This window comes from Paenibacillus sp. JT22N7, from assembly GCF_059383875.1.
The window spans coordinates 993489-1018306 of record NZ_JBXENY010000001.1 but is presented as its reverse complement, the minus strand read 5'-3'; the positions used below and the strand labels follow the sequence as shown (position 1 = coordinate 1018306).

Below are 24818 nucleotides of genomic sequence, written 5' to 3'. Positions count from 1 at the left end.
ACCTCCTAATACGTTAACAGCTTCTCAATACGCTCATCGATATATTCCTCTGTCATTCCGCCAACTGTAATATCCATAATGGTGCCATCCGGCTTTACGAAAAAAGTAGTCGGATACGACTTAAGTCCATACTTTCGCTCCGTCTTCCTGTCAACATCGCGCAATATCGGATAGTTCAGCTCAAACTGGCGGACGAAATTGTTGACGGTGAGTGTATCCTCACTCAAATTAATAGCCAGAATTTCGAGGCCATCGTTTTGCCATTTGGCAAATTGACGTTCGAATTCCGGCATTTCCTTCACGCATGGCGGGCAGAACGTTCCCCAGAAATTAACGACGATCGCTTTGCCCTTATAATCGGACAACTGATGCACGTTGCCCTGCAAATCTACAAGCTTAAACTCCGGCGGTGTGCCGCCCACCTTCGGAATGCCCCCGCTTTCGCCCGAAGCAAACAAAGTTGTTCCAATCGCATATCCCCCGATAATGAGCACGGCTGACAATATGACGATTTGCATAATTTTGCGTGACGATTTCATAGGGCTTTCATCACCTGCATTTCGGTTAGTGTGTCAACATAGATAGTTCCATTATAACGAAAAGCTGGCGGCAATTGCCGCTGCCGCCGTCTACTTTTTATGAACTTTATGTGACTTGCGAGCAGCTTCGCGCAGCTCCTTCACTTCTACAGGCGTCAGATGGCGGAATTGCCCCCTTGCCAAATTGTGCAAGCCCAGCTCGCCGAACTTCACCCTTCTCAAGCGAACGACAGGATGGTTAATCGCTTCGAACATCCGTCTAACCTGGCGATTGCGGCCTTCATAAATGGTAATACGGACAGTCGATGTATTCTCTTCCGTATTAACATCCTGGTACTCAACCTCAGCAGGAGCGGTCATGCCGTCTTCAAGCTTAACGCCCTTCTTCAATTGGTCCAGCAGCGTTCCGTGAGGCACGCCCTTTACTGTCGCATAATAGGTTTTCGGTACATGATGGCTCGGATGCGTCAGAAGATTGGCGAACTCGCCGTCATTCGTCAGCAGCAGCAGCCCTTCCGTATCATAGTCCAAGCGGCCTACCGGATACACGCGCTCCCTGATGCCTGGCAAATAGTCAGAGACGATTTTGCGGCCTTGCGGATCGCTCGCACTCGTAATAACGCCCTTCGGCTTATTCAGCATCACATACACTTTCTTCTCATTTCGGATCGGCTTGCCATTCACGAGAATGACATCGACAGTTGGGTCTGCTTTCACACCAAGCTCGGTCACTTTCTCGCCATTGACTTCAACCACTCCGGCCAAAATCATTTCCTCGCATTTTCTTCGGGATGCGATGCCCGCTTGCGCTAATATTTTCTGTAAACGTTCCAATACTTTCACCTCAAACTTTATCATACCGATATGAGGCGCAAAGCACAAGCACTGTTAACCGAATATGTACATGCAAATGAAAATTGCCGCCAAAAAACCGATTAGATCGGAAAACAAGCCCACTTTAAGCGCATATTTGGTTTTTCGAATGCCGATAGCGCCAAAATAAACGGTCAGCACATAAAGCGTCGTATCCGTGCTTCCTTGAATGGTAGACGCAATCCGGCCAATCATCGAATCCGGCCCATAGGTTTGAATCAGGTCTGCGGTAAAAGCAAGCGACCCTGCCCCCGTTAGCGGCCTGAGCACCGCAAGCGGCAATACCTCGCTCGGTATGCTGAGCCAATCGAACAACGGACGAACGGCGCCAATCATAAAATCCATCGCGCCAGAAGCGCGAAACATGCTGATCGCGACCATCATCCCAACGAGATGGGGAATAATTGCAATGGCCGTACCGAAGCCGTCCTTGGCTCCTTCTGTGAAGGTCTCATAGACGGGCACTTTGCGAAAAGCCGCATAAAGCGGAATAAATACGATAATAGCGGGTATCAACCATGCCGATGCTCTTGTAAAAGCGTCAAGCAACGCCGCCACCTCCCCCCGAAGCTGCCGCAGCTCCCGTCTTGGCTGGAGGAGCAAGAGGCTGGGATGGGCCTTTAATAATAGGCGGCTTTTGCCTGCTGCGGTACCAGCGATCAGCTGCAATCGCCGCGGTGGTGGCAATAAACGTTGCGGCGAGCGTCGTGCCGACGATTTCCGCCGGATTCGCCGAGCCGTAATTCATGCGAATCGCAATTAATGTCGTAGGAATAAGCGTAATGCTGGACGTATTTAGCGCAAGCAGCGTGCACATGGCTGGAGTGGCTACAGCCGGATCTGGGCTCAGCTTCTGCAGCTCCTGCATCGCCTTAATGCCCATCGGCGTTGCTGCATTGCCTAGTCCGAAGAGGTTGGCGCTGAGGTTGCTCATAATATAGCCGAGTGCCGGATGGTTTTTGGGCACATCGGGAAATAGAAAGCGGACGATGGGACCGAGCAGCTGTGCCATTTTCTTCAACAGCCCGGCATCCTCCGCTATTCGCATCATGCCAAGCCAGAACACCATAATGCTGATCAGCCCAAAGCTGATCGTCACGCCGGCCTGCGCTCCTGTGAACGCGGCTCCGGCTACTGCATCGATTTTGCCATTGAAAGCACCGACAACGACGCTAATGACAATTAAAAACAGCCAAATAAAATTAACCATGCTTCCCGCCTCCCCAAGCAGTCAAGCGTAAACGGCGGCTTTCATCTTCATCACGAAGCAGCCGTTTCAGATTCCATTTAAAGTGGTATACTGCAGACTTATATCAACTAAACAACGCCCGAATGGCTTCGCCAGCCGCCGCCAAATAACTTTCTTTCCTTAGCCCATCGTTGAAAAAGGCATCCGCTTCGGCCTTTTTGCGCTCCGGAAGCGTAAGTCTGCTGCTTCCCGTATCATAGATTGGTACAGCTCCTATTTTCGCCCCGTTCATATACCACTCCAGCGTTCCTCTTTCGCCTAATGCATAACGCGTCGTTGCCGCATTTACCACGACAAGCCGCGAAGTCAGCTGGCCTTTTTCCTCCTCCGTTAAGGGGTAGCTGAAGCTTTGCCCTACAGCGTAAGGATAGCCGGCAAGCGCCTGTCCTTTACCCGCTATTTGGGCTAGCGGATAATGCTCGAAGCCCCAATCAAGCATATGGCGATGATCCGCCCAATCGTCTCCATCGCTAAGCGTGACAGCTGCCAGCTGCTGACCGTCACGGGTGGCGGAGCTGACAAGGCAGCGCAGCGCCTGCTTGGTGTAGCCGGTTTTAACACCATCTGCACCCTCATACATTTGGAGCATTTTATTTTTGTTCACCCATTTGTACTGCCACTGCTCATGCGGATTTGGAACCTGCTTGACCGGTGTGCTGACAATTTTGGCAAACACGGGATTGCGCAGCGCATAAGCTGCCAGCTTAGCAAGATCGTTAGCAGAGGAATAATGCCCCTCCTCATCAAGGCCATGCGGGTTTTTAAATTGGGAGTTTTTCATTCCCAGAAAAGCAGCTTTTTCATTCATCAGCACAACGAAGCCTTCCTCTGAACCGCCGACATGCTCGGCAATTGCGGTTGCTGCATCATTTCCCGAGCGCAGCATGAGGCCATAGAGCATGTCCTGCAATTTCATTTCTTCATTAAGCTGCAAATAAATCGAGGACCCTTCCTTGCCTACTGCACGCTTGCCCGTCTTGACGGTGCCTGACAGGTTGCCATGCTCTATCGCTACGATTGCGGTCATAATTTTGGTTAAGCTGGCTATAAGCATCGGCTTGTCACCGTCCTCGCTGTAGAGCAATCTGCCTGAGGTGACATCAATCAGCGCCGACGCTGATGCATGTGTACTCAGCGGTTCTGGTTCAGCCGCGTAGCCTGGCGCTGGCAGGCTTGTCTCTGTCAAGCAGAGCGCCAAACCTAACAAGAGCAGTAATCGAGCTATTTTCACATTGCTAATCATTCTTCGCGGCCCCTTTCCTATGTGTAAGTCTGATATACAAGGAAGGACTTTCCTACAGACTTTTAAACGCCTTGTACACTATATGCTTGTCTCGGCAAAATAAGACTGTAAAGTGTAGCCCGCTTACGCCCTAGCTGACGTTCCAGTACCTAACGAGCGCAGCAATATTACAATATCTATATAGGCTTAACTTTTAAAATTTATACTTTAAACGAAAAACTGCCCTTGCGGGCAGCTCTGGCCTTAAATAATGGTTGTGTCAGTTGTGCTCATATAGCCTGAGTTCATAGTGGTGCCAGTTAATTGGCTTGCACCACTGGACGAGCTTCGCATCATCGATTGCACCTTGTCAAATACATATGGTGTCGAATCAATAATTCGCTCCAGCAAATGCGTGTTGTTGTCGAGCGGCACGATTTTGACGCCTTGGGTGCCGACAACGAGGAAGGCAATTGGTGTAATGGATACGCCGCCGCCGCTTCCTCCGCCGAAAGGAGTTGCTACGGTAGCTTTGTGACTGTCATCGGAGCTGCTGGACGAAGCCGAGCTGTCACCGCTGAACCGCATATCACTACCTCCGGCTACAAAACCGAAGCCAACTTTACTGATCGGCATAATAATGCTGCCGTCTGGCGTTTGCACAGGGTCGCCTACAATCGTATTGACGTCGACCATTTCTTTAATATTTTCCATTGCTGTCTGCATAAGGCCCTGTATTGGATGCTCTTGCACAACATCTCCTCCTAATTGTCCAAATCAATTTAACGCAGGCTACGCTAATAATGTTTCCCGCGGCCGCGTATTGTATGTAATTAAAAAAAAGCAAAACCACGCCCCTTTTGAAGGAGGTGGTTTTGCTTGCCCATGAAATATTTAGCTATGCTCATCCATTATTTAAACAATATTTGGTGCCACACATGAATGCCGTGCGAGCCTTTTTTGAGTCTCAGCAGCAAAGCCAGCCAAGATCTCACCGCATGGAACATGCTGAGCTTAGCCGTACAATGCCATTCCGTCTGAAAATAAGTTCCTTGGTATACCGGCTGCACCTGGAGCACCGGATCGGCTTTAAGCAGCACGAATTGTGAAATGACGCCCAGCATCGTCGTTTTAATCGACCATACTGCCCCCGTCGTCATGGCCGTCCACATCGCGTCTCCAACGCCTACCGTTGTCGACCATTTCCATTCGGTCAATTGCACCTTTTTCAGCAGCTGCTTGACCCAGCCTCGCAAATTATCGGTAACTTCCACCGCATGCTTCAGTTTTTCTATAAACCGCTGTACATTTTCGGCGTCAATTTTCCCCTGCTGCTCTTTGGAATGCTGTACGCCCGCACGGTTGGTACTAATTTGCTCATGCAGCCGAATCATGGCCCCCTGCAATTTCATCTGCGGGATCTTCACCTTATAGTGCAGCAGCCCGTACAGCCCTACAATTCGCACATCGATATGGTCAAGCTCGCCCTTCCTAGTCAGCTTTCCATATACACGCACCGGCGAAGCAAGGGCCAGCAGCAATAAGAACAAAAAAAAGAGACCTGCCGCCGTCATCAAGCCGTAAAGGTTTCCGGGCATTTTGCTTCCTCCGTTTTCCTATTATGGATTGAATATAGTATGACCCGGCGGTCAAATCTCATTCTCTGCAAGCTTGATTAATTCGGCGGAATCTCGTCAATGGTCATTTGCCGCTCGCCGATGCGTTCAAACAGCATTTGCGTCTGTTCTTCAAGGGCGTCTTCTACATCGATGTGCTTCGGCTCTGGCAAAGCTTTAATGCTCGACAAGCCGAAATAATCGAGGAACGCTTTGGTCGTGCCGTACAAAATAGGACGTCCTATTGCTTCCGCGCGGCCCACCTCTTCAATTAAATCTTTAGAGACGAGCGACTGAATTGCTCTATCGGTTTTGACACCGCGAATTTCCTCGATATCAATTCGGGTAATCGGCTGGCGGTAGGCAACGATTGATAACGTCTCCAGCGCTGCCTGCGACAGCTGCGAACGTGTTGGCGTATAGGCCATCCGCTCAAAATAAGCTGCGTGATCAGGATGCGTCGTCAACCGATAAGCACCAGCAACCTCCGTTACCTGAACGCCCCGCTCCTCACGCGCCAAATCCCGGTGCAGCTCATACACCAAATCGGCAGCAAGCTCGGCATCAAACTGCATAATATCAGCAATTTGCCGCTTCGTCAGTCCTTCATCTCCTGCCATGAACAGCAGGCCCTCAATAATCGACTTCAACTTCTGATAATCCACTGTCCTCTGCATCCCCTCTCCAATGAATGACAATATCATCAAACAGCTGATGCTGAAAACAACGAATATGCTTCATCTTCATCAACTCCAAAATCGCCAAAAACGTTACGACGATTTCATGCTTGTCCATATTTTCACGAATCAGCTTTGAAAACTGCACCGTCTCATACTGCCGCAGTACTTCAACAATGTCGCGAATCCGATCCTTTACGGAAATTTCGTCCCGCTGCACGGTCGCCACAAATTGGCGCCTCGCTGCCTTTTTGAGCGCACGCTGAAAAGCCGCTACCAGATCAGACACATGCAGGCCCTCAAGCGGGTTAATGTCCTGCTCCTGCAAAAAGGGGGTCATGTCCTCCGGCTCACGCGAAAAAACGAGGCTCCGCTGCGTTTCCTTCTCGCGCAGCTGCTCGGCAATTTGCTTGAATTTGCGGTATTCCACGAGCTTCTGAATGAGCTCATCACGAGGATCAAGGCCATCATCCGGCCAGTCCTCATATTCTTCCTCAAACACGGGCGGCTTCGGCAGCAGCTGCCTGCTCTTGATGGCCAGCAGCGTAGCTGCCATCACCAAAAACTCGCTGGTCACCTCAAGCTCCATCTCCGTCATTGCGTTCAAATAGTCCATATACTGATCTGTAATCTCATTGATCGATACCTCATGAATATCGATTTCTGCTTTATCAATCAAATGCAGCAGCAAATCCAGAGGCCCTTCGAAAGATTCCAGCTTGTAAAGCACTGACACTGCCATTTCCTCCCGACTAATCTTCCGATAAAATCGTTGCGCCACCCGTAAGCGTAAACAGCTGCTGCCAACACACACTAGCGGCATCCATCCGTTACGCTGAAAATATAGAAAGGCCTCTTCTCAGAGGCCCATCTCGCGAGCTGCAAGCCTTAAGCTTAATTATGCAGCAATTTTGTCAAATTAGCCATCTCTATTGCACTAGCAGCTGCTTCATACCCTTTATTTCCAGCTTTTGTTCCTGCGCGTTCAATCGCTTGCTCGATGGAATCAACCGTCAATACGCCAAAAATCGTCGGTACGCCCGTTTTCAAGCCAACAGCCGCTACCCCTTTGGCCGCCTCATTGCACACATAATCAAAATGCGGCGTTGATCCTCTAATAACGGCGCCAAGCGTAATAACCGCATCGTATTTGCCGCTCTCTGCCATTTTTTGCGCGATAAGCGGAATTTCAAAAGCTCCTGGCACCCAAGCAACCTCAACCTCATTATCCAAAGCGCCATGGCGTTTAAACGCATCAAGCGCTCCGCTCAGCAGCTTGCCGGCAATAAATTCGTTAAACCTTCCAACAACGATTCCGTAACGCAAGCCTTCCGATACTAAATGTCCCTCATATACATGCGGCATAATTAAATTCCTCCCAAATGGTTTTTATAATATTTTTAATATTACTGTTGTTCCTGGTTTTGATCCTGAAAATCGAACAGATGGCCCAGCTTCGCCTGCTTCGTCCGCAAATAACGATCATTGTCCTTATTCGCTTCCATTTGAATCGGCACACGCTCGGTGACTTCAAGGCCATAGCCTTCCAGCCCTTTAATTTTGCGCGGGTTGTTGGTGAGCAGGCGCATTTTGCGAATGCCGAGATCGCGCAAAATTTGTGCGCCAATACCGTAGTCCCGCAAGTCCGGCGCAAATCCAAGCTGCAAATTGGCATCGACCGTATCCAGCCCCTGCTCCTGAAGCACATAAGCTTTCAGCTTGTTGATCAGACCGATTCCGCGTCCTTCCTGGCGCATATAGAGCAGCACGCCATTGCCCGCTTCCTCAATTTGCGACAGCGCTGCCGCAAGCTGCGGCCCGCAATCACAACGATGCGAATGGAACACATCGCCCGTCAAGCATTCCGAGTGCACGCGCACAAGCAGCGGAGTTTCTGGATCAATCTCGCCTTTGACAAAAGCAACATGCTCCTTGCCGTCTACATCATTCGTAAAACCAATCGCTTTAAAATCGCCGAAATCCGTTGGCATATTAACCTCAACGACACGCTCGACGAGCTTTTCCTTCGCATTGCGGTATATAATCAGCTCTTGGATTGTAATAAGCTTGAGATCATGCTCATGCTTAAACGCCACGAGATCCGGCAATCTTGCCATCGTGCCATCTTCATTAATGACCTCGCAAATGACCGCTGCCGGTTCCGAGCCGCACATCAGGGCCAGATCGATACCTGCCTCTGTATGGCCTGCCCGTCTGAGCACACCGCCATCTTTCGCAATTAGCGGGAAAATGTGGCCCGGCTTGCGGAAATCTGCCGCCTTCGTGTTCGGGTCAATGAGCGACTTGACCGTCTCGGAGCGCTCATGCGCAGAGATGCCGGTCGTTGTGGAGATATGGTCAACGGAAACGGTAAACGCCGTTCCATGAAAATCCGTGTTGCGCGCTACCATCGGCGGCAGCTCCAATTGCTCCGCCCGCTCTGCGGTAATCGGAACACACACAAGCCCCCGCGCCTTTGTAATCATAAAATTGATGACTTCAGGCGTCGCCATGGAGGCCAGCGCAATGAGGTCGCCCTCATTTTCCCGATCCTCATCATCTACAACGATAACGGGCTTGCCAAGCAGCAAATCCTCAAGCGCTTCCTCAATCGTATTGAACAAAGATTTCTCTAAAGGCTGATCCTGCTGTCCCATAAAGCTTCCCTCCCTGATCATTCACCACTTCAACTAGCCACTACCTGGTTATTACATAAATCCATTTTCACTTAAAAAAGCAGCGCTCAGCTTTGCTCCGCCAGCCTTGCCGGCTTTGCCACCGGAAGCCGCACCAGCCTCGCGTGCTGGCTTGAAATGCAGCAAATGCTCCACATATTTGCCAATCATATCGCATTCGATATTAACCGAATCGCCTATGCGCTTATCCAGTAATGCCGTTTCTCCCAGCGTATGTGGGATGACCGATACCGAGAAGCCAGAATCATTCGTCCCGACAACCGTCAAGCTGATGCCATCAATAGCGATCGAACCTTTAGGAATGACATATTTCAGCGTTGCCGCATCATGGAGCTTTATGCTGAATATGACAGCATTAGCGTCGGTTTCCCTTTTGGCAATGATGCCTGTACCGTCAATATGCCCCTGCACCATATGACCGCCGAAGCGCCCTCCTGCCAGCATCGCCCGCTCCAGGTTGACCTGCTCCCCGGGCTTCAGCTGGTGAAGATTGGAGCGCCGGTACGTTTCTGGCATTACATCGGCATCAAAGGTGCTGCCTGTAAAGGAGATGACTGTCAGACAAACGCCGTTTACCGCTATGCTGTCACCCAGCGCTACGCCTTCGAGAACGCGGGAAGCAGCAATCGTTACTACCATAGCCTCACCCTGCTTGACCACCCGTTTCAACTTACCGACTTCTTCAATCAGACCTGTAAACACGGCCAGCCCTCCTCTCTAAACATCGCGATAGACAGGGTAGCCGCTAATGCAAATATCAGCTCCCGCTTGTTCCACCTGCATACGCTCCAGCTCAATAGCCTGTGCCATTTTCTCGAAGCCTTCAAAATCAAAGGTGCCGGGAGCGGCTGCCCCGCCGATGATTTTAGGTGCCATATAAAGCATGATTTTATCGATGAGTCCGGCTGTCAGCATTGCGCCATTAAGCTTGCCGCCACCTTCCAGCAAAACAGAACCGATTTCCAGCTCTCCAAGCTTTCTCATCGCTTGCGGCAAATCCACCTGCTTGCCAGTGCCTGCCCGAATGAGCTCGACGCCAGCTGCCAGCAGCTCCTGCGCCTTGGCATCATCCGCCTGCTCAGTTGCGATGACGATCGTCCTTGCCGTCCGATCCGTCACCACACGCGCGGTGAGCGGCAGCTTCAGGCTGCTGTCGATGACAATACGCACCGGATGCAGCGCCGGAACGTCCGCTCTCGTCGTCAGCTGCGGGTCATCGGCAAGCACGGTGCCGATACCGACCATAATGCCCATATGCTGATGGCGCAGCGTGTGCACCTGCTCCCTTGCCGCACTGCCCGTTACCCATCTGCTGTCGCCGGTGCGGGAAGCGATTTTGCCGTCGAGCGTGCTCGCTGTCTTAAGGGTGACAAACGGCAGCTTCGTCGTAATGTATTTGTTGAATTTCTCATTCATTTGGTTGGAGCGTTCTCCTAGAAGGCCCACTTCAACCTCAATGCCGCATTCCTTCAGCCGTTCAAGGCCACGCCCAGCTACCTGCGGATTCGGATCGGTCGTAGCCACGACTACCCGTGCGACCTTGGCATCGATGAGCCGTTCGCAGCAAGGAGGCGTCTTGCCAAAATGGCTGCAAGGCTCCAGCGTCACATAAGCGGTGGCGCCTTCCGCTTCTTCTCCCGCCATTTGCAGCGCATGCACCTCGGCATGCCCGGTTCCCCGCTTGAGATGCGTGCCAAGTCCGATAATCCGGCCATCCTTTACAACGACGCAGCCGACGACGGGATTAATATCCGTCTGTCCAGCCGCTTTCTCCGCCATATCCAGTGCCAAGCTCATATAATAACTGTCATTCAAAATATCCATGAACGCAAAAAACCTCCATTAGCAACATAGCCAACGGAGATGAGAGTATATCTTAGAGACCCGCTTTCAAGTACACAAATAATCGATTTTAACAGACCTAATTGCCCAGCGAAAAAAAAGTGCAAGCAAATAAGCATGAAATCACGCCTTGAAAGTGTCTCCTTCTCCCATCCAGACTATACTGTCGGTCCCGGAATTGCACCAGGTCAGCCATATACAAACCACTCATGCGCTCACACGCTCTGAATGGATTGTACACGGGTCACGGACTGACAGGCAGCAGCTAGTCGCTTCATCGTTCAAAGCGCTTAGACAGCCTCCTGATCACCGCCGGTTGGGAATTTCACCCGACCCCGAAGGAAAGTCACTGTATTATTTTTTAAAATATAAGAATTTATAAGTTTTCCACTTATAATGCCGCCAGAGGATGGCAACAGCCGTTTCACCTTGAGTCACTTACTTTTAAAATGTAACTCTGATGAAATGTTACCACCGCAAAATTGAAAAAGCAAGAAATTTCGATTCTGATTCTCAGGTTAGCAGTCATGCTGTCCCATTCTTTTATAAAAAAACCGCTTGTTTTCCGACCAATCGGAAAAACAAGCGGCCTTCCCGCAACGATTAAACCGTTACAATTTCAACTTTTTCCATTTTTTCGCCTTGGCGGAACGTGTCAACATGCTCCATGCCTTTAGCGACTTTGCCAAATACAGTGTGTCCGCCATCCAGATGCGGCTGTGGAGCATAGCCGATGTAGAATTGGCTTCCGCCTGTGTTGCGTCCAGCATGCGCCATTGCAAGCGTACCGCGCTCATGCTTGTTCGGGTTGATTTCACAGTTGATTGTGTAGCCAGGTCCGCCAGTGCCGTTGCCTGTAGGGCAGCCGCCTTGAGCAACGAAGCCCGGGATTACACGGTGGAAAGTCAAACCGTTATAAAAACCATCGTTTGCAAGCTTCTCAAAGTTTGCAACTGTGTTAGGCGCATCTTGATCAAAAAGGTCAATAATAACCTCTGCTCCGTTTGCCATTGTAATTTTCGCTTGTTTTGCCATCTATTAAACATCTACCTTTCTATATCCGAATAAGACTACGTTACCAAATTTAACCCTTATTTCGCAAGGGCTGTTTTGCGAAGTCTTGCCGGAAGCAAGTCATTGCCGACAATATTGTCCAAAGATTCGCGCTGAACGACGAGATCAGACACACCATCTTTGACAAATACGACGGCTGGACGGCGGAAACGGTTGTAGTTGCTCGCCATCGAATAATTATAAGCGCCTGTGCAAAATACTGCAAGCAGATCGCCGCTGTTTGCTTTCGGCAATTCCAGATCAATAATGAGCTTGTCGCCGCTTTCGCAAGCTTTGCCCGCTACGGTAACGGTCTCTTCGTTCGCATCGTTCGCACGATTCGCAAGCATCGCTTCATAAACGGATTGATAAAGCGCCGGACGCGGGTTATCCATCATGCCGCCGTCTACAGCGATATATTTGCGCACGCCTGGAATTTCTTTGCTCGTTCCAACGGTATAAAGCGTTGTGCCTGCATCGCCAACCATGCTGCGGCCTGGCTCAACCCAAATTTCAGGAAGCGGGAAATCCGCTGCCGTAAAGCTGGAAATAAGCGTATCCGTAATCGCTGCCACGTAATGAGCAACTGGAAGCGGGGTATCTCCGTCAACATAACGGATGCCGAAGCCGCCGCCAAGGTTGATAACCTGGAACGTCAAGCCAAGGTCTTGGCGAATTTCAATCGCAAACGCCGACATTTTCTCAACAGCCATCTGGAAGCCGTCTACTTCAAAAATTTGCGAGCCGATGTGGGAATGAACGCCAAGCACATCCAGATTGGACAGCTCCATCGCTTCTTTAATCGCCTGCTTAGCCGCGCCATTCGTCAAGTCGAAGCCGAACTTGGAATCCTGTTGGCCTGTGGAAATATAGTCATGCGTATGCGCCTCAACACCCGGCGTAATCCGCAGCAAAATTTTAACTGTCAAGCCTTTGTCCTTCGCCAGCGCATTAAGCACTTTAAGCTCAATAGAATTGTCTACTACGAAGCAGCCGATGCCTGCATCAAGCGCCATGTTGATTTCATCCGGCGATTTATTGTTGCCGTGAAAGTGGATGCGCGCTGCCGGGAAGCCCGCTTTCAGCGCCGTATGAAGCTCTCCGTCGGAAACGACGTCAAGTGACAGGTTTTCCTGCTCGGCAAGCGCACACATGGCCATTGTGCTGAATGCTTTGCTTGCATAGGCCACTTGGAATTGCAGGCCGGATTGTTGAAAAGCAGTCACATATTCATTCGCACGCTTACGCACAAGCGCCTCATCGACAATATATAGCGGCGTACCATATTCTTTCGCCAGCTCCGTTACATCGCAGCCACCGATTTCCAAATGCCCCTGGGCATTAACTTTGCTCGTTCCATGCAAGTACATTGTTATTATTCCTCCATACGTGAATAGATTCGATTTGCACCAATAGCAACAGTATATCGTAATCTACCCGCAAGCGTAATGGATAATTTAACATGTCATTTGCATTTTTTCCGATTTCACTCCGTTTTAGGCATTTTATCGAGCTGCTGCGGCCGCAGCAGATTGGGCCGCTTGCGATTTTGCAGCACGGGCGTCCGGAAAATAATACTCATCATCGCTCTGAAGTCGAACGGGATGAACGGCCACATGTAAGGGCGGTTGAATGAACGCTCCATGCACAAAAACAGCAAGATGACCGTCGTCCCGACAATAAAGCCAGGAACCTGGAGAGCAGCTACAAGCGTAATGAGCACAAGTCTGATAATCCGGTTCGCCAGGCCCAGCTCATAGCTCGGCGTCGCAAACATGCCAATAGCCGCAACCGACATGTACAAAATGACCTCGTTGACGAAAATGCCTGTCTTCACTGCAATATCCCCAATGAGAATAGCCGATACGAGCGACATCGCCGTTGCCAGCGAAGTTGGTGTATGCACCGAGGCGAGGCGCAGCAGATCGACGCCGACCTCTGCCAGCAAAAACTGCACGAGCAGCGGCAGCTTGCCGGTTTTTGAAGGTCCGAGAAATTCCAGCGCCTGCGGCTTTAGCTCAGGATGGATAACGAACAGCAGCCAGAGCGGCAGCAGAAAAAGCGAGGCGAATATGCCAATAAATCGTACCCAGCGCAGATAGGTACCGATAAACGGCGTCTGGCGATTTTCCTCGACATGCTGGATAAGATCGAAATACGTCGTCGGCAAAATCATGACGCTCGGCGACGTATCCACGAAGACGACAACTGCCCCTTCAAGCAAATGTGAGGCTACGACGTCTGGACGCTCAGAGTAACGCACAAGCGGGAATGGGCTCCAGCCCCGTTTAACGGTCGCCTCCTCCAGCTGCTTGTCGGCAAGCGGAAGGCCGTCAACCTTGACGATCGAAATTTTTTCCTTAATGGATTTAAGCAATTCCTTGTCTACCAGATCGTCAATGTAGGCGATACAGACATCCGTCTGCGTTCGCTCGCCGATCTGCACCAGCTCGTAACGAAGCTGCGGGTCGCGCAGTCTGCGCCGTACAAGCGATATATTCATCATCAACGTTTCGACGAAACCGTCACGGCTGCCCCTGACGGCCCGCTCCAGGCTCGGCTCGTCCGGCGAGCGGGCCGGGTAGTTTTTGGCGTCAATGAGCAGCGCCGTCGCTTCCTTGTCGATGAACAGCGCCGTTCCCCCAGAGAGAATGCCCGTCAGCAGCTTGTTCCAATCCTGCTCAGACCTAACTTGAGTCGCTGGCACATACATATCTAGAAAGGCATGCAGCGCATCGGATGACAAATCGTCCGGCTGCAAATAGGTCAGCCGCTTAAGCACTTCTGTTTGCAGCGTATCCTTTGCCAAACCGTTCATAAACACGAAGGCAACCCGCCGCTCGCCGAAGATCATTTCCCGAACGACAACATCGAAGCTGGTGCCGTAGCCAAGCTCATTTTTCAGCCGCTCCAGCACGTCATCCAAATCAGAAGGTATTCGTTCCTCTCGGCCATCCTGCCCTTGCTTGCTGCCCTGCCCTTTGCCTTGCGACTTCCTTCGTCCCAGCGTTTTAGAACGGGCATGCAGCGGCTGGCCGTGGCCATGCTGCCCTTCCTCCCTATTTTGCTGCTGGTCGCTTCTACTCTCCTCGCGTCGCTCCTGATGCTCCCCTCCAACAAGCTGCTTGGCGTGAATAAACTCCTTCACCTGCCGCCAGCCTCGTTTTCTTTTGCCGGATGAATGGATGTCCCTATCTGTATCCGTGCCCCGCTCATTTCCCAGCTTCATCATGTCAGGAATACTAGCGTGCTTGTAATCTTGTCCCGGTTCATTATGCTGCTCCTGATCCTTATCCATCTTCTTCCTTCACCTCACTCAGTTCTCCAGCATTGCCATCTTATTTCTCTGCCATTTTCCTACCATTGATACCAAAGCCAGTCCAGCAGCGATCCCAATGTTTTGCCAAGCACCATCGCCATCACAAGGCCAACTAAATAGTCCGACAAATGAATGCGTTTGGCGAGGATGGGGAAGACGTTCAGCACCTCCGTAAGCGCCGCCGCAAGCAAGCCGACGAAAATGCCGTTCAGCAGCCCGGCAGCCATTTGTGATGTAATGCCTGCAAGCGAAAGCTTCCAATCGAAAAAATCTGCGAATGTCCAATAGACCGCCCCGCTTATAACGGCCGTCTCAAACCAAATGGACAGGCTATAGGCATAAGCGATCTGCGCAAGCCGCGGAATAAGATCCAGCACCGTTAGCAGCGCCACCAGTCCGCTGCCTACTGCAAGTCCTCCCGATAAGCCCAGCATGACAATAAATGCATGAATCGGCCAATCAAGCATCGTCCTCACTCCGAGCGGTTTGGCGATCATTTTTTTTACGCATCTCGTCGGCGATGACGTAGGCGTTCACATTTTCCTGGTAGGTGAACAGCTCTACCTCAAGCGGATTCGGCTCTTCATTGAACCTTTTTCGGAACAGATGGTTGAAAAACAGCACCATGCCCAGCCCTATGCCGAAGGAATATGGAATTTGAAACCACAGCGGATGCTCGTTATGCTCTCCGGTAATCAGCTCGACGATCCGAATATGGACCTCCTTCATGCTGACGTCGGTATGGAAGTTCATAATTGCCAGACCCGCGCCAAAAAACAGCAGCAGCCACGAAAAAATAAGCAGCGGAATCCGCGGCTTGGGCGGCTTGTCCGCAATCATGACCAACACCTGCGGATCGCCATAGGCTTCAATAGACAAGCCTGGCTCAAGCTCCCGCAGCCGGCTGACGATTTGCAGCAAATCGATGACGACGCGGTTGCCGTCTGGCTTGCTGTGACGATATAGAACGAGCTGGCCCAAGCGGCGTTCCTGCTCTTCGGACTCGCCAAGCAGCCTCGCCGCCTGCCCGAGCGTCACTTCTTTCCCGGGGCGTATTCCAATCCGCTTGCGCAAGCGCAAATAGAGAGGCTGCCGCTGCATCGTATCCATCCGTCATCAGTCCTTTATCTGTACTTGGGTTCGTTTCCCTTTTAGTATGAGAAAAACAGGAATAAGATAGTCACGCTGCAGCAGGTAAAAACAAGAAAAAAAGATCAAACCGCCTACAAGGCGATTTGATCTTTGATGGACTGCAATATTTTTTTCTCCAGACGCGACACCTGTACTTGTGAAATGCCTAGACGACTCGCTACTTCTGATTGCGTCTTGTCCCGGTAATAACGCAAATACACGATGAGCCGTTCCCGCTCGCTAAGGCCTTCGATAGCCTCGGTAAGCGCAAGCTTGTCGAACCAGCGCTCCTGCGAATCATCGGCAATTTGATCCATCAGCGTAATGGGATCGCCGTCATTTTCAAATACCGTCTCATGAATCGAGGTTGGCGGCTTATTCGCTTCCTGCGCAAATACGACATCCTCCGGCGTAATGCCCAGCCGTTCCGCTACTTCACTAATAGTCGGCAGCCGTCCCAGCACCTTGGAAAGCTCGTCTTTCATTTTGCGCACCTTATTCGCCGTTTCCTTGAGCGAGCGGCTGACTTTAAGCGTACCGTCATCTCGCAAAAACCGCTGGATTTCACCGATAATCATCGGCACGGCATAGGTGGAAAATTTAACATCATAGGAAAGGTCGAATTTGTCAACCGACTTGAGCAGACCGATACAGCCGATCTGAAACAGATCGTCAGGCTCATAGCCCCGGTTGATGAAACGTTGAACTACTGACCATACCAAACGAATATTGCATCCTACAAGCGTGTCCCTTGCCAACGTGTCGCCAGACTGGCTTAACGCAATAAGCCGCTTTACTTCCGCATCATCCAAATACGGCTGAGCCGTTTGTTTCAACCCGGAATCCATGAGGTTCAACCCCTATGCGCTAGTTGTATAGCGCTTTTTTCGATTCAATTCGTTTCAGCATGCTGACGCGCGTACCGCCGCCAAGCTCGCTGACAACCTCGAATCGGTCCATAAAATTTTCCATGATCGTAAAACCCATGCCCGAGCGCTCAAGCTCCGGCTTGGAAGTGTAAAGCGGCTGGCGAGCCAAGTCCAAATCTTCAATACCGCGTCCATGGTCAATAACCGTCAAGGAGATCGTTTCTCCTTCAATATAACCCTCTATCGTCACTTTGCCGGCTGCGTCGCTATCATAGCCGTGAATAATCGCATTGGTTACCGCTTCCGAGATTGCTGTCTTTAAATCATTCAGCTCCCCAAGCGTCGGATCGAGCTGGGAGACGAAGGCTGACACCGCTACGCGGGCAAAAGCCTCGTTCTCTGAGCGGGCGCTGAAGGTTAATGTCATTTCATTGCTTCGCTTCACGATACCACCTCCAGACTTGAAATCGCCATCCGTTCATTATCATGAATTTCCAAAATTTTAAACAAGCCCGACATTTCAAAAAGCCGGTGAACGCTTGGACTAACGGCGCAGACAACCATTTTCCCGCCTCTTGCCTTCACCTGCTTATACCTGCCCAGAATGACGCCAAGCCCCGAGCTGTCCATGAATTGCAAATCCTTCAAGCTGAGAATGATGTGGTCGCTGCTTCCTCGTAAAATCGCATCCTCCATCTTGACCTTGACGACGTCGGCTGTATGATGATCCAGCTCTCCGCGCAGACGTACAATAAGCACATTGCGATAATGCTCCAGTTCAGCTTGCAAATTCATAATTGCTGTTCATCTCCTTTAAGCTGTGCATTTGGATAGAACTAGCATTTCTCCAGCGGGGCATGTGTTTCCTGCACGGCGACAAAACTAGAAGCAGAGCCCTAAGAGGTGACAAAATATGCAGCTTAAGCTCGCTATTTTCTGGCAAAACGCACGGAATGAATCCAGATTACCCTGTTCAATCCGATTTAATCCGGTTTAAGCGAACAATCCGCCAAACGAGCGCTTCAGCATTTTCCACCATCCAGCCCGTTCAATCGTCTGCGGCGCATCAACGGGGAATTCCTTCAGCAGCTTGTCTCCCTGATAGACGAGAAGCTTGCCGATCGGCGCACCAATCGCAACAGGCGCTTTAAGCGAGCCGTCGATTTTCAGCTCATAGCGGATATCGCTCGTGTTTGCCCCTTTTTTGAGCAGCACGCTGTATGCATGGGGAGCGACCAGCTCAAGCTCGGACACCACGCCCTTCTCCACATGCACCTTGCCCATGGCATCGCCCTCTTTAAAAATCGGATGCGTCATATATTGGGCAAACGCATAATCAAACATTTGCGACACTTCCGTATTGCGTGTCTTCGTATTCGGCTCGCCCATTACGACTGCAATGATGCGAAGCCCATCCCGTCTTGCCGTGGCCGACAAGCAAAACTTAGCTTCATTCGTAAATCCGGTTTTCAGGCCGTCTGCACCGCTATAGAACCGCACAAGCTTATTTGTGTTGACGAGCCAGAATGGCTTCTCTGACGTTTTACGCAAATAATCCTGATACATTCCCGTGTATTTCGTAATATTCGTATGCTTGAGCAGCTCACGCGACATAACCGCAATGTCATGGGCCGACGAATAATGATCCTTTGAAGGCAAGCCGTTGCAATTGGCAAAATGGGTTTCCTTCAGCCCGAGCTGCTTCGCTTTCTCATTCATCATCGCCACGAATTGCTCCTCGGTGCCTCCAAGTTTCTCTGCCATCGCAACAGAAGCATCATTGCCAGAGGCTAGAGCAATTCCTTTAATCATGTCGTCAACGGTCATTTCCTCGCCGGGCTCCAGAAAAATTTGCGAGCCGCCCATGGAAGACGCATATTCGCTCGTCTGCACCTTGTCGGTCAGCTTGAGCTTGCCGTCAGCCAGCGCCTCCATAATAAGCAGCATCGTCATAATTTTGGTGATGCTTGCCGGAGGCAGCTGATCATGGCTGCTTTTCTCGTAAATAATCGTTCCACTGTCCGCATCCATAAGAATGGCAGAACGGGCCGATGGCGCCAAATGAGGCTCCGCGCTTCCGGACTGCTCCGCTGCTGGCAGCGATGGGAAGAGCGGTGTCTCAGCCGCTTCTGCCGCGAATACAGCGGTTGGCAAAGAGACAGCTAGCGCAAGGATGCATAAGCACAGTTTATTCCGTAGTTTTTTCAAGAACAGATTCCCTCCTATGAAGCTGCGGCATGCCCGTACTCCGCAAAATGTTCGGTTCACGGGAATTCGCCGCAATTCGGCTATATTTAAATATAAGAATTTATAAGTTTTACACTTATAAAAGAGCTTATATTTCACCCGCGAAACGGAAGCTTTGCCGCCAAAGGACGGCTTCAGCCGTTTACGCTTGTCTTCCACAGTGTCGCCTGTTTTTATGTAAATTATTCCAAAATGCTTATATTCGCAAAAAAAACCGCCCTCGCAGAAGCTTTAGCTTCCTGCAAGAACGGTTTTTGAATTTTTTATGTCATTACTTGCCAATTAAATCTAATTACCCCTTTTTATTGCGACAGTCGCCTTCGCTAAGCATCATTTGGCAGTTCTCAACATACGCTTCATGCCACTATCTCTGTTTATTTATGGCTGGAAACAGTACGTCGCTCTTCCTGCGCACGCACGATTAAAACGTCTAGCGATTGGCTTAGCCGCAGTACCTCTCGGTGAAGAAAAGTTTGTTTGATAAGCGCCGTCTCAACCATTTTATCGCGCAACTTCTCCATCTCCAAGAGCAATTGCTTGTCCATTTAACTCCACTCCATTTTTCTATAATTACGGACATTATACGACGATGGCGTTTTAAAATACTGTCACAATGAGTCGAGCCAATTGTTACAATTGTGTTACAAGTTTGCGGACAAAATAACACCAATTTCCAGCTTATTTAAACTACTTAAGCAGTAAACTGTTCTTTAAATGAGCGGAACCAAACCTTTTACAAGGTCTAAAAATTGAGATTTCACGCGCTCTGCCGTCTCCATAACCTCTTCGTGGTTAAGCGGCTGATCCAAAATCCCCGCAGCCATATTCGTAATACAAGAAATGCCAAGAACTTCAATTCCCGCATGTCTTGCGGTTATCACTTCCGCAACGGTCGACATTCCGACAGCATCTGCCCCCAAAACGCGCAGCATGCGAATTTCCGCAGGCGTTTCATACGTCGGTCCGAGCAGTCCAGCGTATACTCCCTCAGCTAGTGCAAGCCCTTGGCTTGCCGCAAGTTCACGGGCAATACCGCGCAGTCGTTTGCTGTAAGCCTCCGACATATCAGGGAAACGAACGCCCAGCTCGTTATCATTTGGGCCAATCAGCGGGTTTTTGCCTGTCATGTTCAGGTGGTCAGAAATCAGCATCAGGTTGCCGGATTCAAACGCAAGGTTGACGCCGCCAGCCGCATTCGTCACAAGCAGCGTTGATACGCCAAGCGCCTTCATTACGCGTACCGGAAATGCCGTCAGCTCTGGGCCGTAGCCTTCATACATATGAAAGCGGCCGCGCATCAATAGTACTGGCCGGCCGGACAAGGTGCCAATGAGAAGCTCTCCTGCATGGCCTTCCACTGTGGACACCGGGAAATGCGGAATATCGTGGTACGCAATCGTCACTGGATTTTCCAAATGATCGCCTAAAACACCAAGACCGGAGCCCATAATCAGGCCAACCTCTGGCAACAAGTCCGTACGTCCGGCAATGTAGGATGCCGCTTCTTTAATTTGTGCTGCTGTAATTACGCTCATAGTTATAGCCTCCAAGTCGTTCGTTCATTCATTCTTTAGTTCATTCGTTCATTCATTAGTTGATTCATTCATTCGTTCGTTATTTAATTTAGATAATTCAATTAAGCTTCAAGCAATTCGAGAAAGCTTGTGCCGTTTGACGGAGCCTTTACATTGAAGTTGTCAGCAATCGTCGCTCCTAAATCGGAGAAGGTTGCTCGCGACGCTAGCTGTCCAGGCTGCTTGAATGCTGGGCTATAAAGCAGCAGCGGCACATATTCCCGCGTATGGTCCGTACCCGGATGAACGGGATCATTGCCGTGATCTGCGGTAATGACTAGCAAATCGCGCGGTCCAATCGTTTGCGTAAGCTCAGGCAAAGCGCGGTCAAACTCTTCTAGTGCGGCGGCGTAGCCTTCTGGGTCTCTGCGATGTCCGTACAAGGAATCAAAATCAACGAGATTCGTAAACAGCAAGCCCTTAAAAGGCTCCTTCAAAGCAGCTATCGTACGGGCGATGCCATCAGCGTTGCTCTTCGTGGGCGTAGAAGCATTAATGCCCTCTCCATCAAAAATATCATTGATTTTCCCGATGGAAATCGTGTCGAGTCCGCCATCTTGCAGGGCATTAAGCACCGTAGGCTCCGGCGGCTTGACTGCATAATCATGGCGATTAGGCGTACGCTTGAACGCGCCCGGCTCCCCTTCATAGGGTCTGGCGATAACCCGCCCTACCGTATATCGCTCATCCATCGTCAGCTCACGCGCAATTTCGCAAGCGCGGTATAGTTCGTCTAGCGGGATGATGCCTTCATGCGCTGCAATTTGAAAAACACTGTCAGCAGAAGTGTAGACGATCCATGCTCCCGTCTCCATTTGCTCAGCGCCCAGCTCGTCCAAAATTTCCGTACCGCTTGCCGGCTTATTGCCGATGACCTTGCGTCCTGTGCGCTCCTCGAATAAAGCGATCAGCTCATCCGGGAACCCGCCTGGAAACGTCTGAAAAGGGACCGTCAGCTTCAGCCCCATCAGCTCCCAATGCCCGGTCATCGTATCTTTGCCAACCGATACCTCCTGCATTTTTCCATAGTAAGCGCCAGACTGTCCCTCTGCCGGCTTCCAATCGCCGAGCGGCGCAATACGGTCAAGGCCAAGCTGGCGCAAATTTGGCAGGCTTGTCCCCTTTACTCTTTCTACGATATGCCCAAGCGTATGCGAGCCAACGTCGCCGAACGCCTCCGCATCCGGCTGTTCGCCAATTCCAACGCTGTCGAGCACAATAACGGCAATACGATCAAATTTACTCATGTAGTCCCAACCTTTCTGGTAGTATATCTGGTGAAGAACAATGTGCTTATGTGAAAGGTTTGACTTTCCACCAACATTCGGTGCGCATCCGCACTGCCTGACCTAGTCTTAAGCAGCCGCTGACTTTGCTATCTTTCAAGCGCGTGGATGCGCGCTGTTGTATACATCTTTCATTTTCACCTTTGTCAGTTTGGAGTATTTCTGGGTTGTAGCAACATCGGCGTGGCCAAGCAGCGCTTGTACGGTACGCACATCAGCGCCGTTTTCGAGCAAATGGGCAGCGAACGAATGGCGCAGCGTATGCGGCGTAATATCCGCTTCAATGCCGGCCTCTTTTGCATACTTTTTGACCGTCTTCCAGAAGCCCTGCCGCGTCATCCGCGTCCCCAAATGATTCAAAAAGAGCGCGTCCTCCTGCTTGCCGTGCCGCTGCAGCCCGACTCGCCCATGCTCCAAATAATCTTCCAGCGCTTCTGCAGCTTTTCTTCCAAATGGAACAATACGCTCCTTCCGGTTGCTGCCTACACACTGAATAAAGCCGAGCTGTTGGTTGACGCTTGGCACATCCAGCGAAATCAGCTCCGACACGCGCATGCCAGTCGCATACAGCAGCTCCAGCATCGCCTTGTCCCGCTTTCCTGCAGTCGTCACGCATTGCGGCGTATCCAGCAGCAGACTTGTATGCTCCATCGATAAAATTTGCGGCGGCTTCGTTTCCTGCTTCGGCGATTCAATATAGATGGAAGGGTCGCGATCAATGAAACCTTCAACCAGCAAATAATGAAAGAAAGCGCGTATCGACACGATGTGCCGCGATAAAGTAGACGGCTTGCGCCCATCCTCCTTTAATTGCAGCAAATAATGCGCCAAATGATGCTTTTGCACAGCCGATGCTGACTCGATATTCTGGCTTTCCATATAATCCAGTAGAAACAGCAAATCCCGCCCGTACGACTCCAAGGTATTTTTCGACAAGGAGCGTTCCACGCTTAAAAAACGAATAAATGAGTTCACCAAAGATTTCATCCTGTTTCCTTTCATGCTTCCAGCCTTTGCACGCCATTAAAGCGTACTTCGGTATTTCCACACCAAGGATCATAAATCCTGCTTGGCGAGCTTTTTATCCTGCCCAGCTATTCGCCGTACCAATAGAAAAAGCGCAGCCTATCCGCTATATTACCATTATCCCACTCATATGTACTATGCCAAATGGCCTTAACGGCCTCGCCTTGCGGAACTTCATAAGGATTGCTTGGCGACACGACATCAACGAGCCAATCATAGCCGCCAGTGGCGACGATGAACAAACCGATGAACAGCAGCATAAATACGAAGCGGCTGAACCATTTGCGCGCAGACAATACCATTAGCCTCTCGCCCCTCTCTATATATGCGAGCAGGTTTGTCCCGCCCATTTTACCATATGATGAGAGAGGGGCTTATATGCTCAAGCAAGCAGTGTTTGAATCGGTGTAAATGGCAGTTCCAGTGCCGCCGCCACCTGCTCATAGGTTAATTTGCCGCTATGCGTATTGACGCCTTTCTGCAGAGGCTCGCTGAGCTTTATCGCCGCCAGCCCGTCATTTGCGAGCAGCAGCGCGTAAGGCATGGTGACATTCGTCAGCGCAAAGGTCGAGGTGCGCGGCACAGCACCCGGAATGTTCGCTACCGCATAATGGATGACGCCATGTTTGACGTAAACTGGGTCCTTATGCGTAGTAGCCCGGTCAACCGTTGCAATGGAGCCGCCCTGGTCAACGGCGACATCGACGATGACTGCGCCTTTTTTCATCGTTTTGACCATTTCCTCCGTCACCAGATGAGGCGCCTTCGCCCCCGGAATCAGCACAGCGCCAATAAGCAAATCCGCCTTCGCCACCGCCTCGGCAATATGATACGTGCTCGACATTACGGTCTGAATGCGGCCGCCAAATATATCATCCAAGTAACGCATTCGATCAAGACTGCGCTCAAGCAGCACGACGGTTGCTCCCATGCCAAGCGCAACCTTCGCGGCATTCGTACCGACGATGCCGCCCCCGATAATGACGACCTCCCCCGGTGCTACCCCAGGCACACCGCCCAGGAGGACACCTCTGCCGCCGTTAAACGCCTCCAGAAACTGGGCGCCAACTTGTACTGCCATACGTCCTGCAACCTCGCTCATTGGCGTCAGCAGCGGCAGACTGCCATTTTGAAGCTGAATCGTTTCATAGGCTATAGCAGTAACCTCGCTGTCCATTAAAGCTTTCGCCAGCTCCGGCGCAGCCGCAAGATGCAAATAGGTGAACAAAAGCTGCCCTTTGCGGAAAAATCCATATTCCTCTGGGAGAGGCTCCTTTACTTTCATAATCATTTCTGCGCGTTCCCATACTCCAGCAGCCGAGTCTACGATTACGGCACCCTCGCTTGCATAATCGCCGTCTTGAAAGCCGCTGCCATCTCCTGCCCCTGTCTGTACTAGCACTTGATGTCCCGCTGCTTTAAGCATGGTGACGCCTGCTGGCGTCAATGCTACCCGGTATTCACTCGTTTTTATTTCTTTGGGAACGCCAATGATCATGAAAAAACCTCCTAAAGAAAATAATGGGGATATAGCCATATTGTACGTCAAAGGCTTGTCCTAAGCGATACAATTTCCATCTGCTGCAAAAAATATGTACT

At 50.8% G+C, this 24818-nt stretch carries 28 protein-coding genes and 1 riboswitch; all 28 genes read right to left on the bottom strand.

All coding sequences use genetic code 11. From position 1 onward, the window contains the following. Positions 1-5: 5 nt before the first annotated feature. The 28 genes from AC50Y5_RS04550 to ald all read right to left on the bottom strand — a co-directional run bounded on the left by AC50Y5_RS04550 (position 6) and on the right by ald (position 24717). Positions 6-539 (bottom strand): redoxin domain-containing protein, encoded by a 534-nt coding sequence (locus tag AC50Y5_RS04550; protein WP_056028881.1) that lies wholly within the window; start codon positions 537-539, stop codon positions 6-8. Positions 540-629: 90 nt separating this feature from the next. Beyond that, positions 630-1373: a pseudouridine synthase gene (locus AC50Y5_RS04545; protein WP_494858703.1), complete on the bottom strand. Its 744-nt coding sequence runs from the start codon at positions 1371-1373 to the stop codon at positions 630-632. A gap of 54 nt (positions 1374-1427) precedes the next feature. Further along, positions 1428-1961, bottom strand: coding sequence for a spore maturation protein (locus AC50Y5_RS04540; RefSeq protein WP_056028883.1), 534 nt, complete (start codon positions 1959-1961; stop codon positions 1428-1430). Beyond that, positions 1954-2622 carry a nucleoside recognition domain-containing protein gene (locus tag AC50Y5_RS04535; RefSeq protein WP_494858701.1) on the bottom strand — a complete coding sequence of 223 codons (669 nt, stop codon included), beginning with the start codon at positions 2620-2622 and terminating at the stop codon, positions 1954-1956. The genes AC50Y5_RS04540 and AC50Y5_RS04535 overlap by 8 nt, the downstream gene beginning before the upstream one ends. A gap of 103 nt (positions 2623-2725) precedes the next feature. After that, positions 2726-3904 carry a D-alanyl-D-alanine carboxypeptidase family protein gene (locus AC50Y5_RS04530; RefSeq protein ID WP_494858699.1) on the bottom strand — a complete coding sequence of 393 codons (1179 nt, stop codon included), beginning with the start codon at positions 3902-3904 and terminating at the stop codon, positions 2726-2728. A gap of 243 nt (positions 3905-4147) precedes the next feature. Then, complete coding sequence (gene ytfJ, locus AC50Y5_RS04525; protein WP_056028889.1) at positions 4148-4636, bottom strand: GerW family sporulation protein; 489 nt, start codon at positions 4634-4636, stop codon at positions 4148-4150. Positions 4637-4794: 158 nt separating this feature from the next. Then, positions 4795-5481 carry a DUF2953 domain-containing protein gene (locus AC50Y5_RS04520; protein WP_494858697.1) on the bottom strand — a complete coding sequence of 229 codons (687 nt, stop codon included), beginning with the start codon at positions 5479-5481 and terminating at the stop codon, positions 4795-4797. A gap of 77 nt (positions 5482-5558) precedes the next feature. Next, a complete protein-coding gene (scpB, locus tag AC50Y5_RS04515; protein WP_046231988.1) occupies positions 5559-6164 on the bottom strand; it encodes an SMC-Scp complex subunit ScpB in 606 nt (201 codons plus the stop codon). Further along, on the bottom strand, positions 6133-6912 hold the full coding sequence (locus tag AC50Y5_RS04510; protein ID WP_056028893.1) for a segregation and condensation protein A: 780 nt from the start codon (positions 6910-6912) through the stop codon (positions 6133-6135). The genes scpB and AC50Y5_RS04510 overlap by 32 nt, the downstream gene beginning before the upstream one ends. A 158-nt stretch (positions 6913-7070) precedes the next feature. After that, complete coding sequence (ribH, locus tag AC50Y5_RS04505; RefSeq protein ID WP_056028895.1) at positions 7071-7541, bottom strand: 6,7-dimethyl-8-ribityllumazine synthase; 471 nt, start codon at positions 7539-7541, stop codon at positions 7071-7073. 41 nt (positions 7542-7582) lie between these two features. Then, positions 7583-8833, bottom strand: coding sequence for a bifunctional 3,4-dihydroxy-2-butanone-4-phosphate synthase/GTP cyclohydrolase II (locus AC50Y5_RS04500; RefSeq protein WP_494858695.1), 1251 nt, complete (start codon positions 8831-8833; stop codon positions 7583-7585). Positions 8834-8884: 51 nt separating this feature from the next. Then, the gene (gene ribE / locus AC50Y5_RS04495) at positions 8885-9574 is read right to left on the bottom strand and encodes a riboflavin synthase (RefSeq protein WP_056028899.1); all 690 of its coding nucleotides are present in this window, start codon (positions 9572-9574) and stop codon (positions 8885-8887) included. Between the two features lie 15 nt (positions 9575-9589). Further along, complete coding sequence (gene ribD, locus AC50Y5_RS04490) at positions 9590-10696, bottom strand: bifunctional diaminohydroxyphosphoribosylaminopyrimidine deaminase/5-amino-6-(5-phosphoribosylamino)uracil reductase RibD (protein WP_494858693.1); 1107 nt, start codon at positions 10694-10696, stop codon at positions 9590-9592. A 155-nt stretch (positions 10697-10851) separates the two neighbouring features. Beyond that, positions 10852-11061, bottom strand: a riboswitch (FMN riboswitch). A gap of 256 nt (positions 11062-11317) precedes the next feature. Beyond that, complete coding sequence (locus tag AC50Y5_RS04485) at positions 11318-11749, bottom strand: peptidylprolyl isomerase (RefSeq protein WP_056028903.1); 432 nt, start codon at positions 11747-11749, stop codon at positions 11318-11320. Positions 11750-11805: 56 nt separating this feature from the next. Then, positions 11806-13137, bottom strand: a complete 1332-nt coding sequence (lysA, locus tag AC50Y5_RS04480; RefSeq protein WP_494858691.1) for a diaminopimelate decarboxylase — start codon at positions 13135-13137, stop codon at positions 11806-11808. A gap of 116 nt (positions 13138-13253) precedes the next feature. Then, entirely contained in the window at positions 13254-15065 is a 1812-nt protein-coding gene (locus AC50Y5_RS04475) for a spore germination protein (RefSeq protein ID WP_235533013.1), read from the bottom strand. Between the two features lie 59 nt (positions 15066-15124). Continuing rightward, positions 15125-15553 carry a stage V sporulation protein AB gene (locus tag AC50Y5_RS04470; RefSeq protein ID WP_056028907.1) on the bottom strand — a complete coding sequence of 143 codons (429 nt, stop codon included), beginning with the start codon at positions 15551-15553 and terminating at the stop codon, positions 15125-15127. Further along, positions 15546-16196, bottom strand: coding sequence for a stage V sporulation protein AA (locus AC50Y5_RS04465; protein ID WP_155972713.1), 651 nt, complete (start codon positions 16194-16196; stop codon positions 15546-15548). The genes AC50Y5_RS04470 and AC50Y5_RS04465 overlap by 8 nt, the downstream gene beginning before the upstream one ends. 113 nt (positions 16197-16309) lie before the next feature. Further along, positions 16310-17065 carry an RNA polymerase sporulation sigma factor SigF gene (gene sigF, locus AC50Y5_RS04460; RefSeq protein ID WP_046231980.1) on the bottom strand — a complete coding sequence of 252 codons (756 nt, stop codon included), beginning with the start codon at positions 17063-17065 and terminating at the stop codon, positions 16310-16312. Between the two features lie 19 nt (positions 17066-17084). After that, positions 17085-17513 carry an anti-sigma F factor gene (spoIIAB, locus tag AC50Y5_RS04455; RefSeq protein ID WP_056032668.1) on the bottom strand — a complete coding sequence of 143 codons (429 nt, stop codon included), beginning with the start codon at positions 17511-17513 and terminating at the stop codon, positions 17085-17087. A gap of 14 nt (positions 17514-17527) precedes the next feature. Beyond that, on the bottom strand, positions 17528-17881 hold the full coding sequence (gene spoIIAA / locus AC50Y5_RS04450) for an anti-sigma F factor antagonist (RefSeq protein ID WP_056028909.1): 354 nt from the start codon (positions 17879-17881) through the stop codon (positions 17528-17530). A 198-nt stretch (positions 17882-18079) separates the two neighbouring features. After that, positions 18080-19294, bottom strand: a complete 1215-nt coding sequence (locus tag AC50Y5_RS04445) for a D-alanyl-D-alanine carboxypeptidase family protein (protein ID WP_494858688.1) — start codon at positions 19292-19294, stop codon at positions 18080-18082. Between the two features lie 413 nt (positions 19295-19707). Further along, complete coding sequence (locus tag AC50Y5_RS04440) at positions 19708-19878, bottom strand: aspartyl-phosphate phosphatase Spo0E family protein (RefSeq protein WP_081418563.1); 171 nt, start codon at positions 19876-19878, stop codon at positions 19708-19710. 165 nt (positions 19879-20043) lie between these two features. After that, positions 20044-20868, bottom strand: a complete 825-nt coding sequence (locus AC50Y5_RS04435) for a purine-nucleoside phosphorylase (RefSeq protein ID WP_494858686.1) — start codon at positions 20866-20868, stop codon at positions 20044-20046. Positions 20869-20969: 101 nt separating this feature from the next. Further along, positions 20970-22154, bottom strand: a complete 1185-nt coding sequence (gene deoB / locus AC50Y5_RS04430) for a phosphopentomutase (RefSeq protein ID WP_494858684.1) — start codon at positions 22152-22154, stop codon at positions 20970-20972. 135 nt (positions 22155-22289) lie between these two features. Further along, the gene (gene xerD, locus AC50Y5_RS04425) at positions 22290-23180 is read right to left on the bottom strand and encodes a site-specific tyrosine recombinase XerD (protein ID WP_056028917.1); all 891 of its coding nucleotides are present in this window, start codon (positions 23178-23180) and stop codon (positions 22290-22292) included. A gap of 107 nt (positions 23181-23287) precedes the next feature. After that, positions 23288-23521 (bottom strand): DUF4227 family protein, encoded by a 234-nt coding sequence (locus AC50Y5_RS04420; protein ID WP_056028919.1) that lies wholly within the window; start codon positions 23519-23521, stop codon positions 23288-23290. 80 nt (positions 23522-23601) lie between these two features. Then, positions 23602-24717 carry an alanine dehydrogenase gene (gene ald, locus AC50Y5_RS04415; protein WP_056028921.1) on the bottom strand — a complete coding sequence of 372 codons (1116 nt, stop codon included), beginning with the start codon at positions 24715-24717 and terminating at the stop codon, positions 23602-23604. Between the last annotated feature and the right edge of the window lie 101 nt (positions 24718-24818).